Origin of the sequence: Streptomyces sp. NPDC001315 (assembly GCF_042896175.1) — a bacterium.
Classification (GTDB): Bacteria; Actinomycetota; Actinomycetes; order Streptomycetales; family Streptomycetaceae; genus Streptomyces.
Genome location: NZ_JBIAWZ010000010.1, coordinates 217807 through 232170 on the forward strand (window position 1 = coordinate 217807; position 14364 = coordinate 232170).

A 14364-nucleotide genomic window follows, 5' to 3' on the forward strand; every position below is an offset into this window, starting at 1 on the left:
CCTGGCAGGAACGACACTCATGCTCGAACTGGGCAAGGAACTACTGAGGCGCCTCGACGAGGACGAGGGCGCGCCCCTCGCGGTGGCCACCGTCACGGCCGTACGCGGCAGCGCACCGCGCCCACCCGGCGCCACGCTCGCCGTCGACCGGGACGGCACCGCCCTCGGCAGCATCTCGGGCGGCTGCGTCGAAGGCAGCGTCCACGCACTGTGCACCGAACTGCTGGCCGAGGACGCCGGGTTCGGCGCGGCGGTGCACAGCTTCGGCTACAGCGACGACGACGCGTTCGCGGTCGGCCTCACCTGCGGAGGCGAACTCGACGTCCTCGTCCAGCGCATCGACTCCCCGCAACGCCCGCAACTGCGCGCCACGTTGGCGGACGCCGCCGACGGCCGGGCCACGGCCTTGGCCACCGTCGTCGAGGGCCCAGGGCAACTGCTGGGGCGGGCGATGACCGTACGCGACGACGGCAGTCACGTCGGCGGTCTCGGCGACGCCGGTCTCGACCGGGAGGCGCTGGCCCAGGCACGCGCCGCACTGGAGGCGGGAGGCACCAGGACGGTGAAGGTCGGCCCGCACACCAGCGGCGCCGGCCCGCTGACGCTGCTGGTGGAGTGCGCCCTGCCCGCTCCCCGCATGCTCGTCTTCGGCGCGATCGACCACGCCGCGGCGCTCGCGCAGGCCGGGGCGTTCCTCGGCTACCGGGTCACGGTCTGCGACGCACGGCCCACCTTCGCCACCGCGCAACGCTTCCCGTACGCCGACGAGGTCGTCGTCGACTGGCCGCACCGCTACCTCGACACCCAGCGGCTCGACCGGCGCGCCGTCGTCTGCGTTCTGACCCATGACCCGAAGTTCGACGTCCCGCTGCTGACCCGGGCACTGCGGCTGCCGGTCGCGTACGTCGGCGCCATGGGCTCTTGGCGCACCCACCTCCAGCGCCTGGATCTGCTCCGTGAGGCGGGGCTGACCGAGGCGGAGCTGGGTCGGCTCAAGTCACCGATCGGCCTGGACCTCGGGGGCAGGACACCCCAGGAGACCGCCCTGTCGATCACGGCGGAGATCGTGGCCCTCACCCACGGCGGGTCCGGTACGCCGCTCTCGACCGGGATACCCATCCACCACGACGACGCCCGCGCCCGCGCCGGAGCCACACGCCCAGGCCGCCATACCGAACCGTTCGGTTTGGCAGAGGCGGCGGACGTGTGTATGCTCGAACCGAACCGTTTGGTTTGAACCTATTGGGAGTCACTCATGCAGCAGCGCAATCTGGGCCGCCAGGGCCTGACCGTCTCAGAGATCAGCTACGGCGCGATGGGCACCGCCTTCGCCTACGGTCCCTCGGACGACACCGGATCGATCACCGCCATCCGCCGCGCCCACGAGCTGGGCGTGAACCACTTCGACACCGCCGAGATGTACGGCTGGGGAGAGGGCGAGAAGCTGCTCGGCCACGCCCTCGCGCCCATCCGCGACGAGGTGACGATCGCGACCAAGTTCGGCCTCACCCCGACCTTCGCGCCCAACTCGAAGCCGGACCACATCCGTGAGGTCGTCGACAACAGCCTCCGCAACCTCAACACCGACGTGATCGACGTGCTCTACCAGCACGGCCCCGACCCCGAGGTCCCGATCGAGGAAGTGGTCGGCGTGATGAAGGAGTTCGTCGACGCCGGCAAGGTCAAGTACCTCGGCCTGTCCAACACGGACACCGATGCCATCCGCCGCGCCCACGCGGTCCACCCGATCTCGGTCCTCCAGCACGAGTACTCGGTCTTCGCCCACGACTCCGAGCAGTTCTTCCCCGTCCTGGAGGAGCTCGGTATCGGCCTCGTCGCCTACTCCCCGCTGGCCCGCGGCTTCCTCAGCGGCGCCGTGAAGTCCCGCGAGCACTATGACCCGAGCGACATCCGCAACATGATCCCCTGGTGGGCCCCGGAGAACTTCGACCAGAACGTCTCCCTCGTCAACGAGCTCACCAAGCTCGCGGAGAGCAGGGGCGTCAGCCTCTCCCAGCTGGCCCTGGCCTGGCTGCTGGCGAAGAAGGACTACATCGTCCCGATCCCCGGCTCCCGCAACCCCGAGCGCGTCGCGCAGAACATCGCGGCCGCCGAGCTGAAGCTGACCGCCGACGACGTCGCCCGCATCGACGAGATCGCCCCCGACGGCGCCATCGGCGCACGAGGCATGTGACACCCACGGTCGCCCGGCGGAGCGCCGCCGTGTGAGAGGGGCGGGAAGCCCGCGCACGTCGCGGGCCCTCCGCTCTGTGGCGTCACCGCCACCCGCCGGTCCAGCCTCACATCATGGCGAGCGCAGCTCCGCGTCCCTTCAGGGCGACTTCGCCCGACCTGCTCAGAGGGTGAGAACGATCTTCCCCCGGGCGTGGCCGGTCTCGCTCAGTCGGTGTGCCTCGGCCGCGTCTTCCAGGGGAGAAGTGGCCGCGAGGGGCACGGTGAACAGGCCCTGTTCGGCGAGGGCGGCGGCCTCGGCCAGCCCTTTGACCGCCTGCGGGTCCCCTCCGGGCCCCGCCGAGGCCGACAGGTGGACTCCGTACTTCGCGGCGTCCAGGTCGGCGATGGTCACCACCCGGCCCGGGCTTCCGGCGAGGTCCACCAGGTCGGGCAGCGAACCGGATCCGGCGCAGTCCAGGACGGCGTCGACACCGTCCGGTGCGAGGGCGGAGACACGCTCGCCCAGTCCGGGGCCGTAGGTGGTCGGTATCGCTCCCAGCCCCGCGACGAACTCGTGGTTGTGCGCGCCGGCCGTACCGATGACGGTCGCGCCGCGGGCCACCGCGAGCTGGACGGCCACCGTGCCGACCCCGCCCGCGGCGCCCTCGATCAGCAGCGTCGTACCGGGGCCGGCCTTCAGCAGGTCGAGGGTGCGCACGGCCGTCTCGACGTTCGCGGCCGCGCCGCCGGCCTGCTCCCAGCTCAGCGCGTCCGGCTTCGGCACCCAGGTCGCCAGGACGGCGTACTCGGCGTTCGCGCCGCCGAGCACCGCGAGATCGACGATGCCGAAGACGGCGTCGCCCGGCCGGACCCCGCTGACCCCGACGCCGACCTCGTCGACCACACCCGCGGCATCCACGCCGAGCACATGAGGCAGCGGCACCGGCATGATGTCGCGCAGCCGGCCCGAACGCTGGGAACAGTCCGCAGGAGCGACGCCGGTAGCCCGTACGGCCACCCGGATCCGGCCCGGTCCCGCGTGTGGCTCTGGAACGTCGGTGATCTCAAGGACGTTCGTGGGGCCGTACTCGGAGAATGTCAGTGCTCTCATGGCGTCGGACGCTAACGGAACACCCCGTCCGTTTGTCTAAAGTGAGAGCGGTGACGAACCCTTTGCCTCACTCACAGCGCTCCGACGCCCGGGACAACCGCGAGCGCATCCTCGCCGTGGCCCGCACGACGTTCGCCGAGCAGGGGCTGGAGGTGGCGATGCGTGAGATCGCGCGGCGTGCCGAGGTCGGCCCCGCGACCCTCTACCGGCACTTCCCCACCAAGGAGGCGCTGGTCGCCGAGGCCTTCGGTGAGCAGATGACCGTCTGCACGGCCCTCGTCGACGAGGGGCTGGCCGATCCGGACCCCTGGCGCGGCTTCTGCCTGGTCATCGAGAAGGCGTGTGAAATGCAGGCACGCGACCGGGGCTTCACCGCGGCGCTGGCCTCGGCCTTCCCTCGCGCGGTGGACCTCGCCGCGGACCGGGAGCTGGCACTGGGCAAGGTCGTGGAGCTCGTCCGCCGGGCCAAGGTCGCGGGCGAGCTGCGACCGGACTTCGTCCTGGACGACTTGATCATGATGCTCATGGCCAACGGCGGCATCCGGGCCGCCTCCACCGTCACCACGGTGGCCGCCTCACACCGCTTCGCCGCGGTGCTGCTTCAGGGCCTGCGGGCCGAGCCGGCCGCCCCGCCACTGCCCCCGGCGGTCCGGCTGCCCCTGACGGCGGTGACCTAGCGGGCACAGCGCTGGCTACCACGCGTGCTTGACCGTCGGAAGGGCGAGATCGTTGCAGCCGGGCACCTGGACCTTCACCGCCACGGGAACGGGCCACCTCGACGACCTCGCCCTGGGCAGGCCGGTCAGCAGCAACAGCCTGGAGAACGGCGACTGGGGGCAGGACCCGGCTCACCGACGGCCGCCTCACCAGCGTGGGAGGTGCGAAGGGGTACACCAGCAACGAGTTCACGTCCGCCGACGTGGCCGCGAACCCGGTCTGGGTCGAGATCGATCTCGGGGCCGACACCGACCTCGACGCCGTACGCCTCTTCCCGCGCACCGACATTGCGACGGCCGGCGGCGGCACCGCGGACTTCCCGGCCGACTTCACGTTCCAGACCCGCCGTGACGGCGGCACGTCGTACACCACCGCCCGCACGGTCACCGGTCAGGCGAACCCGGCCGGAGCGGCCCAGACCTACACGCTGACCGCCGCCACCGGCCGCCTGCGACTGCAGACAGCCAGGCTGGGCACACCCGCCTCGGACGAGTCGGGCAAGTGGCGCCGCCAACTCGCCGAGGTTCTCGTCCGGTAGCCCGCCGGCCGACGCCCGCCTCGTCCTGGGTAGCGGAATGGGTAGTTCCACGCATGCCGACCCTCGCATGATCACGAAATTCTTTGCGTTCCCACCCATCACGTGTTCCACGGAGAAAGCGCTCTCCGCCTAGAGGGCGCTTCCTCTCGGAATACCGAAGGAAAGCAAAGAGTCCCATGGCTGCCCATGACATGCAGGGGTCCGATGACCACCACCCTCCAGGACCCCGCCCGCAGCAGACCCAGATGGGTCTTGGCCCTCGTCGCCGCGGTGACGTCCGCAGCCCTCCTGGCCGGAGCGCTGGGCGGTGCCCTGATCACCGCCCAGCCCGCCATGGCGGCGCCCGGCACCCCGATCCTGCGGCTCGACACGGAGAACGGCGCCACCACCGCCAACTACCTGTCGTTCCTCGCCCAGCTCCGCGAGAACGTCGACTTCGAGGCCCAGGACGTCGACAACACGGTCGAGGGCACCACCGACCTGATCGACCACACCAACCCCAACTCCGTCGGCGCCACCGAGGCCGTCATCTACACCGAGGACGGACACGAGCTCCGTCTGCGGTTCCGCACGAGCGACCTGTACCTGGTCGGCTGGTACGACAGCACCGGCCGCTACCGCTACATCGGTCCGTCGTCGGAGGCCCGGATACCGGGCGCGCAGGCAGGCGACGCGCTGCAGTTGCTCGCCGGGTCGGACTACGGCTCCCTCGAGCGCGAGGGCCAGGTTGACCGTACGACCATGGTGTTCAGCAGGATCGCCACCGAGGCCCACGCCATGAGCCTGTGGAAGTCCAGCAACGACGTGGCGATGGCCGCGGCGCTGGTGTACTTCGCCCAGTTCGTCTCCGAGGCCGCCAGGTTCCGCGGCATCCAGGACACGATCGCCCAGCAGGGGTTCAGCTCCACGGGCACCGACTCGTACGCCGTGGAGACGCGGCTCGACCCGCAACTTGTCGATCAGGAGACCGACTGGGGCCAGCTCAGCGAGCGGCTGAGGCAGGTCCAGCTCGCGGGCAGCGACCAGACGCCCATCCCGCTGACGGGCTGGTTCCGCAACGGCTTCGGTGACATCGTCGAACTCTCGCTCAACCTCGCCCGCGACTACGCCCGCATCATGATGGTCGCCAACGGCTACCCCGGGTACTCCAGCAGACGGCACCTCGCGAACAGCGACACCCTGGTGGTCGCCGCCGACGGCTCCGGGGACTACGACACTGTGCAGGGCGCGATCGACGCGCTGCCCACGGACGGGGGCGCGTACACGATCTCCATCGAGCCGGGCACCTACAACGAGACGATCACCGTGCCGTCCAGCAAGCCCTACCTGATGATCCGGGGCGCCAGCGGCAACGCCGCCGACGTCGTCATCACCGGCGACCGGGCGCACGGGATGCTCAAGCCCGACGGCACGCCCTACGGCACCGAGGGCAGCGCCGTGGCCACCATCAAGGCCCACGACGTCACCGTCGCCAACCTCACCATCCAGAACACCTTCGATCCCAAGGCCCACCCGGAGATCAGTCCGTACGAGACGCAGGCCGTCGCGCTGGCCGCCGAGGGCGACCGGCAGATCTACACCCAGGACCGCATCATCAGCAGCCAGGACACCGTCCTGGCGAAGTCACCCGTCCCCACCGACCAGAACCGGCAGTATTTCGTCGGCAGTTACATCTAGGGGAACATCGACTTCATCTTCGGCAACGCGACCGCGGTGTTCGACGGCTGCAACGTCGCCATGCGCAACTGGGTCGGCGGCACGGTGCTGGCTCCGAACACCGACGAGAGCAAGAAGTACGGGATCCTCATCACCCACAGCACCATCTACACCAACGGGGTGCCGGCCAACACGATGTACCTGGGCCGGCCCTGGCACAACACCGCGACCGCCTCCCCGCAGGCGGTGATCCGCAACACCACGATCAACTCCGGCATCACCGCCGCCCACCCGTGGACCGACATGACCACCGACTACTGCTGGACGCAGGCCCGGTTCAAGGAGTACCAGAACACCGGCCCCGGCGCGGGCGTGGGCGCGAACGCCCCGCAGATGTCCGACTCCGAGGCCGCCGACTACACCGCCGCGAAGTACCTGGCCGGCACCGACGGCTGGGGCCCGGTCTTCCACTCGGAGTGACCGCACCACACAAGCCGTGACGCCTGAAGCGGGAGGGGCCCGGACTTTCCGGGCCCCTCCCGTGCGGCTCCTACGACGCCTGTTTCTCCGCCCACCAGGCCGCGACCAACGCCCGTGACCGGAAGCCGAGTTTGCCGAGGATGTTCTCGACATGACGGTCGGCCGTACGCGGTGACAGCACCAGCTCGGCGGCGATCTGCCGGTTGCTCAACCCTTTGGCCACCAGCGACGCGACCTGCCGCTCCCGGTGGGACAGCGGGCAGTCGGCGTCGTTCGTGCCGACCGTGGGGGCGCCGCCGCCGACTGCGGCGACCGTGTCCGCGCCGGAGCTCTCCCCGGCGGCCAGGGCGAAGCCGACGGCCCGGTCGGGGGTGCCGCGCAGGCCGCCCGCCGTGAACGCCGCGGCGTAGGCCCTACGGCCCAAAGCCGCGACGGCTGCCTCCTCACAGCTCATGTGATTTCCGGCCATCTGCGGACCGAACGCGGCGATCGACGTGCCGGCATCGCGCCACAGGGCGTCCGCCGAGCCCAGCAGTCCGGCCGCCCGGGCGGGTGCGCCGCCAGCGACGGTGGCCCAGGCGAGCAGTTCCAGCATCCGCGCGACCATCGCGTAGTCGTTGAAGCCCCGCATGCACTCCAGCGCGGATCTGGTCAGCGCCTCGGCCGCCTCCCGGTCGCCCCGGTCCCAGGCGCCGTGACCCAGAGCCATGAGCACCTGCCCACGGCCCCATCGCTCGCCGCTCGCCTCACTGGAGGCGATCAGCCGGGCGCTGGTCAGGGGTGCGCGGGGATCACCGGCGTAGGCCTGTCCGCAGGCCAGAGCGAGCAGCCAGGAGGTCGCCTCGCGCTCGTCGCCGAGAGCCGTCATCACGGCCAGTGCCTCCTCGTAGCGGCCGATGCTCTCCTCCGGCCGTCCCCGGTAATGCGCCGAGACCCCGCGAAGCCCCGACGTCGTGGTCCGGACCGCCGGGTCGTCCAGCACCTCGCCCAGTTGCTCCGCCTCGTCCATCCAGCGGTCGGCCGTCGTGAGGTCGCCCTGGTTTTGCGCCACCCAGGTCGCGCCGAGCAGCGCCCAGGCGCGCTCGGACGTGGGCTCGGGGCCGGCCGCCAGTGCCTGTTCGAAGCGGCGGCGCCCCTCACTGAGGAAACCTCCCACGCACCAGTGGAAGTTGAGTGCCGATACCAGCCGGAGCCGGATCCGAGGATCGGCGTCCCATTCCAGTGCGGCCAGCAGGTTGGTGTGGTCGGCACGGAACATGGCCAGGCTCTCCACCTGGCCGGGACCGTACCAGCCCCGGTTGGCGCGCTCGGCCACGCCGAGGAAGAAGTCCTGATGCCGCATGCCCAGTTGGTGCTGTTCCCCGGAGTCCGTGAGCCGTTCCCTGCCGTAGTGGCGGACGAGTTCCAGCATCCGATAGCGCGGCAGGCCCTCCACCTCACAGGTCAGGACGACGGACTGGGCGACCAGCCGATCGAGCAGATCCGGTACCTCGCGGCGGGCGATGCCCTCGCCGGCGCAGACCGCCTCGGCCGCCTCCAGGGTGAAACCGCCTGTGAAGACGGACAGCCGGCTCCACAGCAGCCGCTCTGTCGGGCAGCACAGCTCGTAGCTCCACTCGATGTCGGCGGCCGCCGCCAGCGCGAGCCGCGTCTTGCCCACACCGCCCACACCGGTGAGCGTCAACAGCCGCTCCGCGCCCAGCAGACGGCGGATCTCCGCGACCTCATGCCGCCGCCCGACGAAACTCGTGAACGCTGCGGGCAGATTCGCCGAACCGGCGGTCATATGTGTCATCCCGACAAAACACCCTTAAAGGAAGCCTCTTGGGATGATTACGCAATATTCATGCTAGTTCCACAAAGGAAAGTCAAAGGCGAATGAAAGGGTCAAATCTCCCCATATGTACAAGCGGAGCGGACCGTCTGCCCGTCGACAGGCGCGGCCTCCGTGGTCAGGCGACCGGGGGAGAGGCCGGCAGATTCTGGTCGGCGGCCCAGGAGGCGAGGATGCGCAGCCGCTCGTGGGTGGGGGAACCTGGTGCGGCCGTCCAGACGGTGAGGTGCTGGTCCGGGTCGGTGTTGGCGGTCAAGGTGTCCCAGTCCAGGACGAGTTCGCCGACCACGGGGTGGTTGAGCGTCTTGGTGCCCACCGTGCGGGCCGCGACCCGGTGGTCGCCCCACCACTGGGCGAACTGCTTGTCGCGCAGGGACAGTTCACCGACCAGCTCGATCAGGCGGGGGTCCTCCGGATACTGCGCGGCTTCCATCCGCAACTGCGCCACGGCGAGCCGCGCGGAGGTCTCCCAGTCCGCGTACAGCGTGCGCATGGCCGGATCCGTGAAGCTGATCCGCGGGTAGTTGCGGTGCCTCTCAGGGATCCGGGAGAAGTCGGTGACCAGCGCTGCCGCCAGCGCGTTCCAGGCCAGGATGTCCCCGCGCCGGCCCTGCACGATGGCTGGAGTGGCGGTGAGATCGTCCAGCACGCGCTGCAACTGCGGCTGGACCTTCTGCCGCCCCCGGTTGCGGGCGCGAGTGGTGGTCTTGCCGGCGAGCTGGAAGAGATAGCCGCGTTCGTCGTCGTCGAGATGGAGCACCCGGGCGAGCGTGTCCAGCACGGGTGCGGACGCCTGCATACGGCCCTGCTCGAGACGTGTGTAGTAGTCGGTGCTGATGCTGGCGAGCTGGGCGACCTCTTCGCGGCGCAACCCGGCGACCCTGCGGGGGCCGCCGCTGTCGGGCAGGCCGACAGTGCGCGGGCTCAGCTCGGCGCGGCGCTTCTTGAGGAATTCTCCCAGCTCGTTGAGGGGAACGTTGCCGGTCATGCCGTTCAGCATGGCATCGATCGCATCTGAGGAAGGAGGGAGAGTTTTGACCCAGGATGGCTCCCTCCCCGGATGTCCTTCTCCACTTTTGGCTCTTGCCTCGGCGTGTGAGGCTCGACATCGAGCGGCCTGCGCGGCGATCCCGAGCGCCGGGCCGGCCACGTCCCCGCGAGCCCGAGCGAAGCCCTACTACCCACAAGGACTCACCATGACGACATTCGCCCTCGTAGGCGCCGGCCCCGGCCTCGGGCTCGCCACCGCACGCCGCTTCGGAACCGCCGGACACACCGTCGCCCTCATCTCCCGCAACGTCGAGAAGCTGGACGGGCTGAGCGCCGAGCTGGCCCGCGACGGCATCCAGGCACGGGGCTTCACCGCCGACGTCCTCGACATCGAGTCACTGGACGCGGCCCTGTACGCGGCGGCAGCCGCCCTGGGTCCTGTCGAGATCCTGCAGTACAGCCCCGTGCCTCGCGCCGATTTCATGAAGCCGGTCCTGGAGACCACAGCCGACGACCTCGACGCGCCCCTCGCCTTCTCCGTCAAGGGCCCGGTCACCGCGGTGAACGCCGTTCTGCCCGGCATGCGCGAACTCGGCCGCGGCACGCTGCTGTTCGTCAACGGCGGCAGCGCCGTGCGCCCCAACCTCAAGGTCGCCGGCACCTCGGTCGCTTTCGCCGCCGAGAGCGCCTACGCCCGCATGCTCCACGACGCGCTCGCCCCGGAGAACATCCACACCGCCCAGCTGATCATCCCGGGAGCCATCCGCCCCGACGCCGAGCACAGCAGCCCTGAAGTGCTGGCCGACCGCCTGTACGACATCCACCTCCAGCGCGACGGCTTCCGCCACTACGCCGAGCCCCTGCCCGACTGACGCCCCCGGAGGGTGCCGTGAGCCTGACCACCCGTTCCACTCTTGCACGCACCGTACCGGCCGCCTTACTGCTGGCGGTCACCGCCTGTACCGATGAGACGTCCCCGTCCCCGTCTTCCGCGCCGTCCGCGTCCGCGTCCGCATCCGCTTCACAGCGAACGCCGGCGCCGACGCCGACGGCACCAGCCTCACCCTCCGAGGACAAGGGCACCGCCATGAACCTCCGGCTCACCATCGACGGCCACCGGGTCGGCGCCACCCTGAACGACAGCGCCACGGCCCGCGACTTCGCCACCCTGCTCCCGCTCACGCTGAACCTGAGCGACTTCCACGAGACCGAGAAGATCGCTGACCTGCCCCGTCGGCTGTCCACCTCCGGCGCCCCGGACGCCGCCGAAGCCAAGCCTGGTGACCTGGCGTACTACGCCCCTTGGGGCAACCTGGCCCTCTACTACCGAGGCAGCGGCTCCAGCGACGCCAGCCTGATCATCCTCGGCCACATGAACGGCGACACCGAACGCCTCGCCATCGCCACCAAGGTCACCATCGAAGCAGCGTCCTGACCCGGCGCACTCTCAACGGGAGAAACGCACGTGAACCCCACCTACGACTTCACCGGCCAGGTCGCCCTCGTCACCGGCGCCGGCTCCGGTATGGGCCTGGCGACCGCCCGGGCCTTCGCCGAGTCGGGGGCCGCCGTCGCCCTCACCGACATCGACGAAGCCGCCCTGAACGCAGCCGTCAAGGAACTCACCGACGCCGGTCACCGAGCCCTCGCCCTCACCTGCGACGTCAGCGACGAAGACCAGGTGGCGGCCGCGGTCGACCGCACGGTGGAGACCTTCGGGCGTCTGGACTTCGCCTACAACAACGCCGGCATCCAGATCCCGCCCAGCGACGCCGCCGACGAACCCGCCGAGCGGTTCGACCGCGTCAACGCCATCAACCTCCGCGGCGTGTGGGCCTGCATGAAACACGAGCTGCGCCACATGCGCGCCCAGGGCAGCGGCGCCATCGTCAACTGCTCCTCGCTCGGCGGCCTGGTCGGCCTCCCCGGCCGTGCCTCCTACCACGCCTCCAAGCACGGCGTGATCGGCCTGACCACCAGCGCGGCCCTGGAGTACGCCCCGCGCGGCATCCGGATCAACGCCGTCTGCCCCGGCACCATCGACACCCCGATGGTCAGCGACATGATCGCCAAGGGGGATCTCGACCGCGCCGAGGCCGAGGCCAACCAGCCCATCAACCGCCTCGGTACGGCCGAGGAGATCGCCCAGGCGGTCCTGTGGCTGTGCAGCCCGGGAGCCGGTTTCGTCGTAGGCGTCGCCCTCCCCGTCGACGGCGGCTACGTCGCCCGGTAACGGCGTGGGAGCCGCCGTCACGCAACGGACGGCGGCTCCCACGGCAGCATCAGGTATCAGCAGACGGCGAAGGGATCGACCCCGTCCCATGCCTCGCGCCGCGCGTCGGCGAGCCGGTCGCGCACCAGACGCGGCTCCACGTCGAACGACAGGCACGCCCGGTCGCGAGGGGGGGAAGGCCGGCCAGTGCGGCAGTGCCCGGATCGCAGGCGTTCCGTGCTGGGCGAACGCGGCGAAGGAGTCCACCATCTTCGCGGACAGGGCCCGTGCCGTCGGGAGGTCGGCCGGCGCGGCCCCGGTGAAGTCGCCCTGGCCCCAGTTGCCGAAGGTGGACTGGACGTCGCTGCCGTGCGTGGGTCCGAAGGGCCCGGCCTGCGCGTAGTCGAAGGTGTACTGCCACACCCGGGCGCCGGAGCGGAGGGCGTACTCGGCCAGGCACACCGAGGGCATGACGACCAACCAGCCGCTGAGCATGTCGTTGAGGGTCGTGCGTCCGGGCAGGGCGGTGTCGGCGTAGACCTTCAGGAGCCGGTCCCAGGCGCGCTCGCCCGTCGCCTGCCGGGCGAGGGTCTCGAAGCGGCGGGAGAAGACGGGCGAGCCCATGAACGGCTCGGCCTCCATGGCACAGGTGCCGATCAGCAGGTCGACGCTGCCGTCCACGGCCCCCAACGGGTGGGCGCGTTCGGCGTGCCCTTGCAGCCGCTGTATCTCTGTCGGAATGCCCCATGGCTCCTGCATATCGGCCACGTCTTCCGCTGCCGTCGCGTGCTTGTCATGACAGTAGCCAGCCTGCTCGCGGAGGCCAAGCAATGTTGCCTATCGCAGGGCATGAGGAGCGCTGGATCCCTCACTCCTTGGCTACCCGAACGCGGTAGTCGTAGGGGTGATCGGTGCCGGTGGGCTGGCTCTCCGTTACGGATCCACCACGAACGGCGCCTGGTGCGTGCGAAAATCCCACCGTTCGAATCATCACCGTGGAGAGGGCGTGCCGCCCGCCGCGCCGGGGGAGGGGAGCCTCACATGGCACTGTTGTCGTCGAGCCCGAAGTGGCCCACCCTTTCCGACTACTTCCACGACTGGGCTCTCGTGGACGTGGAGACCTCCGGGCTGAGACCCGGCCGGGACCGCGTCTCGTCCCTTGCGATCCTCACGCTGGACGCACACGGCAACGGGCGCCGGGGCTGTTCCGGGACTCGTCGATCACAATGCGCACGGGCGCTGAATCCGGAACTCCGCGCCGCCTGCCGCCTGACCGCGACCTGTGCGGCCTCTGACAAACCAGTACCTGCACACTTCTGCCGCGCAGCGAGTGTGTCACCGCATGGGGCATCATGGAGGCCTCAGAAACAGCACCGGGCCTGAGCAATCGCTTCGGAGTCCGGACCGGCGCCGTCCATCGGCCGCCCGGTGGACCGGACGGTTGCGGGGATGTGGCTCCGAAGCCTGTGACAGTATCGGCGGTGGGCAAAGCGCCCTGCGCTGGGGCTGAGGGCGAGGGGACGAGTGAGATGAACCGGCCACCAGGAATGATGGACGTGGCACGCGAAGCGGGCGTCTCGCACATCACCGTCTCCCGTGTGATCAACGGTCATCCGTCGGTGCGGCCGGAGACCCGGACCCGAGTCGAGGCCGCGATTCGGAAGCTGGGCTATCGCCGTAACAGTGTGGCCAGGGCCCTCAAGAGCCGCCGTTCGTCGACGATAGGTGTGGTGATCGTCGGGTCGGAGCTGTTCGAACTGCCCCGCATCCTTCTGGGAGTGGAGACGGCTGCCAAGCAAGCCGGTTACTGGGTGAGCCTGGCGAGCTGGCAGGGCGAGAGCACCACCGGTGACCTGGTGGAGACATTGCAGCGGCTCACCGATCAGTCGGTGGAGGCGATCGCGGTCGTCGCCGACCGCCCTGCCGTGATGGAGGCGCTGGCCGGCCTCGTTTACGGGGTGCCTGTGGCGGTGGTGATGTCCGGAAGTGTGCCCAACCCCGATCTGAGCTTCGTCGAGGTCGATCAGGAGCTCGGCGCCCGTCTGGCGGTTCGGCACCTTCTCGACCTCGGGCACCGGCGTATTGACCATCTGTCCGGACCCCTGCGCACCTTCGACGCGAGAGCGCGCGTCGAAGGCTGGCAGGCTGAACTCGCTGCCGCGGGAGCGGAGGGAGTCGTGCTGGAAGGGGATTTCACCGCGGAAAGTGGGTTTCGCCTTGCCCACGAACTCTGCCAGTACGACGCCGGTCTGCCGACAGCGGTCTTCGCGGGGAACGACGAGATGGCCATGGGAGTGTTGGCAGCGTTCGCGGAACGAGGAGTGAAGGTGCCGCAGGACCTGTCACTTGTCGGGTTCGACGACATCAAAGGCGCCGGATACCTGGTGCCCGCCCTGACCACGGTTCGACAGGATTTCGCCCACCTCGGCAGGAGCGCCATCGAGCTGCTGGTGCGGATGCTGAACGGGGAGCAGGCGGCACGCGAGAAGATCACGCCGGAACTCGTCGTGCGGCACAGCACCGCTGCTCCTCGCGCCGGCTCATAGGCACTGTCGTCACACTCAGTCCGCCCCGCGACACCATGCACGCACTCCACCCCGGGGCCAGCCCTCGAAGCGTGTTTCGCACGCCTCGGGGGGAGGGAGAAGCCC

The 14364-nt window shown here is 70.0% G+C and carries 11 protein-coding genes and 2 pseudogenes; 9 read left to right on the forward strand and 4 right to left on the reverse strand.

Annotated features, from left to right (window positions below; genetic code table 11):
• The first annotated feature begins 19 nt into the window (after positions 1-19).
• Together ACFY16_RS26545 and ACFY16_RS26550 are read left to right on the forward strand one after the other, a co-directional pair.
• Complete coding sequence (locus ACFY16_RS26545; protein WP_390649690.1) at positions 20-1237, forward strand: XdhC family protein; 1218 nt, start codon at positions 20-22, stop codon at positions 1235-1237.
• A gap of 18 nt (positions 1238-1255) precedes the next feature.
• Positions 1256-2194, forward strand: a complete 939-nt coding sequence (locus tag ACFY16_RS26550) for an aldo/keto reductase (RefSeq protein WP_390649691.1) — start codon at positions 1256-1258, stop codon at positions 2192-2194.
• Between the two features lie 162 nt (positions 2195-2356).
• On the opposite strand, the gene ACFY16_RS26555 is transcribed toward ACFY16_RS26550, so the two are convergent.
• Positions 2357-3286, reverse strand: coding sequence for an NADP-dependent oxidoreductase (locus ACFY16_RS26555; RefSeq protein ID WP_390649692.1), 930 nt, complete (start codon positions 3284-3286; stop codon positions 2357-2359).
• A gap of 50 nt (positions 3287-3336) precedes the next feature.
• On the opposite strand from ACFY16_RS26555, the gene ACFY16_RS26560 reads away from it, so the two are divergent.
• From ACFY16_RS26560 to ACFY16_RS26570, 3 genes and pseudogenes are all read left to right on the forward strand, one after another.
• Positions 3337-3963, forward strand: coding sequence for a TetR/AcrR family transcriptional regulator (locus ACFY16_RS26560; protein WP_390649693.1), 627 nt, complete (start codon positions 3337-3339; stop codon positions 3961-3963).
• Positions 3964-4157: 194 nt separating this feature from the next.
• Positions 4158-4541, forward strand: coding sequence for a discoidin domain-containing protein (locus tag ACFY16_RS26565; RefSeq protein WP_390649694.1), 384 nt, complete (start codon positions 4158-4160; stop codon positions 4539-4541).
• A 333-nt stretch (positions 4542-4874) separates the two neighbouring features.
• Positions 4875-6677, forward strand: a pseudogene (locus ACFY16_RS26570) (pectinesterase family protein).
• 70 nt (positions 6678-6747) lie between these two features.
• Here ACFY16_RS26570 and ACFY16_RS26575 read toward each other — a convergent pair.
• Together ACFY16_RS26575 and ACFY16_RS26580 are read right to left on the reverse strand one after the other, a co-directional pair.
• Positions 6748-8472, reverse strand: a complete 1725-nt coding sequence (locus tag ACFY16_RS26575; RefSeq protein WP_390649695.1) for a LuxR C-terminal-related transcriptional regulator — start codon at positions 8470-8472, stop codon at positions 6748-6750.
• Positions 8473-8629: 157 nt separating this feature from the next.
• A complete protein-coding gene (locus ACFY16_RS26580; protein WP_390649696.1) occupies positions 8630-9511 on the reverse strand; it encodes a helix-turn-helix domain-containing protein in 882 nt (293 codons plus the stop codon).
• Between the two features lie 196 nt (positions 9512-9707).
• On the opposite strand from ACFY16_RS26580, the gene ACFY16_RS26585 reads away from it, so the two are divergent.
• From ACFY16_RS26585 to ACFY16_RS26595, 3 genes are all read left to right on the forward strand, one after another.
• The gene (locus ACFY16_RS26585) at positions 9708-10373 is read left to right on the forward strand and encodes an SDR family NAD(P)-dependent oxidoreductase (RefSeq protein ID WP_390649697.1); all 666 of its coding nucleotides are present in this window, start codon (positions 9708-9710) and stop codon (positions 10371-10373) included.
• A 215-nt stretch (positions 10374-10588) separates the two neighbouring features.
• On the forward strand, positions 10589-10936 hold the full coding sequence (locus tag ACFY16_RS26590; protein WP_390649698.1) for a cyclophilin-like fold protein: 348 nt from the start codon (positions 10589-10591) through the stop codon (positions 10934-10936).
• Positions 10937-10966: 30 nt separating this feature from the next.
• On the forward strand, positions 10967-11734 hold the full coding sequence (locus tag ACFY16_RS26595) for an SDR family NAD(P)-dependent oxidoreductase (RefSeq protein WP_390649699.1): 768 nt from the start codon (positions 10967-10969) through the stop codon (positions 11732-11734).
• Positions 11735-11911: 177 nt separating this feature from the next.
• Here ACFY16_RS26595 and ACFY16_RS26600 read toward each other — a convergent pair.
• Positions 11912-12472 (reverse strand): annotated as a pseudogene (locus ACFY16_RS26600) (carboxylesterase family protein); the annotation flags it as partial.
• 791 nt (positions 12473-13263) lie between these two features.
• On the opposite strand from ACFY16_RS26600, the gene ACFY16_RS26605 reads away from it, so the two are divergent.
• The gene (locus ACFY16_RS26605; RefSeq protein WP_390649732.1) at positions 13264-14259 is read left to right on the forward strand and encodes a LacI family DNA-binding transcriptional regulator; all 996 of its coding nucleotides are present in this window, start codon (positions 13264-13266) and stop codon (positions 14257-14259) included.
• The last annotated feature ends 105 nt before the right edge of the window (positions 14260-14364 follow it).

Coding starts and splice junctions, on each gene's coding strand:
- ACFY16_RS26585 (WP_390649697.1), top strand. CDS start 9,708: ATGACGACATTCGCCCTCGTAGGCGCCGGCCCCGGCCTCGGGCTCGCC.
- ACFY16_RS26590 (WP_390649698.1), top strand. CDS start 10,589: ATGAACCTCCGGCTCACCATCGACGGCCACCGGGTCGGCGCCACCCTG.
- ACFY16_RS26555 (WP_390649692.1), bottom strand. CDS start 3,286: ATGAGAGCACTGACATTCTCCGAGTACGGCCCCACGAACGTCCTTGAG.
- ACFY16_RS26550 (WP_390649691.1), top strand. CDS start 1,256: ATGCAGCAGCGCAATCTGGGCCGCCAGGGCCTGACCGTCTCAGAGATC.
- ACFY16_RS26605 (WP_390649732.1), top strand. CDS start 13,264: ATGGACGTGGCACGCGAAGCGGGCGTCTCGCACATCACCGTCTCCCGT.
- ACFY16_RS26580 (WP_390649696.1), bottom strand. CDS start 9,511: ATGCTGAACGGCATGACCGGCAACGTTCCCCTCAACGAGCTGGGAGAA.
- ACFY16_RS26545 (WP_390649690.1), top strand. CDS start 20: ATGCTCGAACTGGGCAAGGAACTACTGAGGCGCCTCGACGAGGACGAG.
- ACFY16_RS26575 (WP_390649695.1), bottom strand. CDS start 8,472: ATGACACATATGACCGCCGGTTCGGCGAATCTGCCCGCAGCGTTCACG.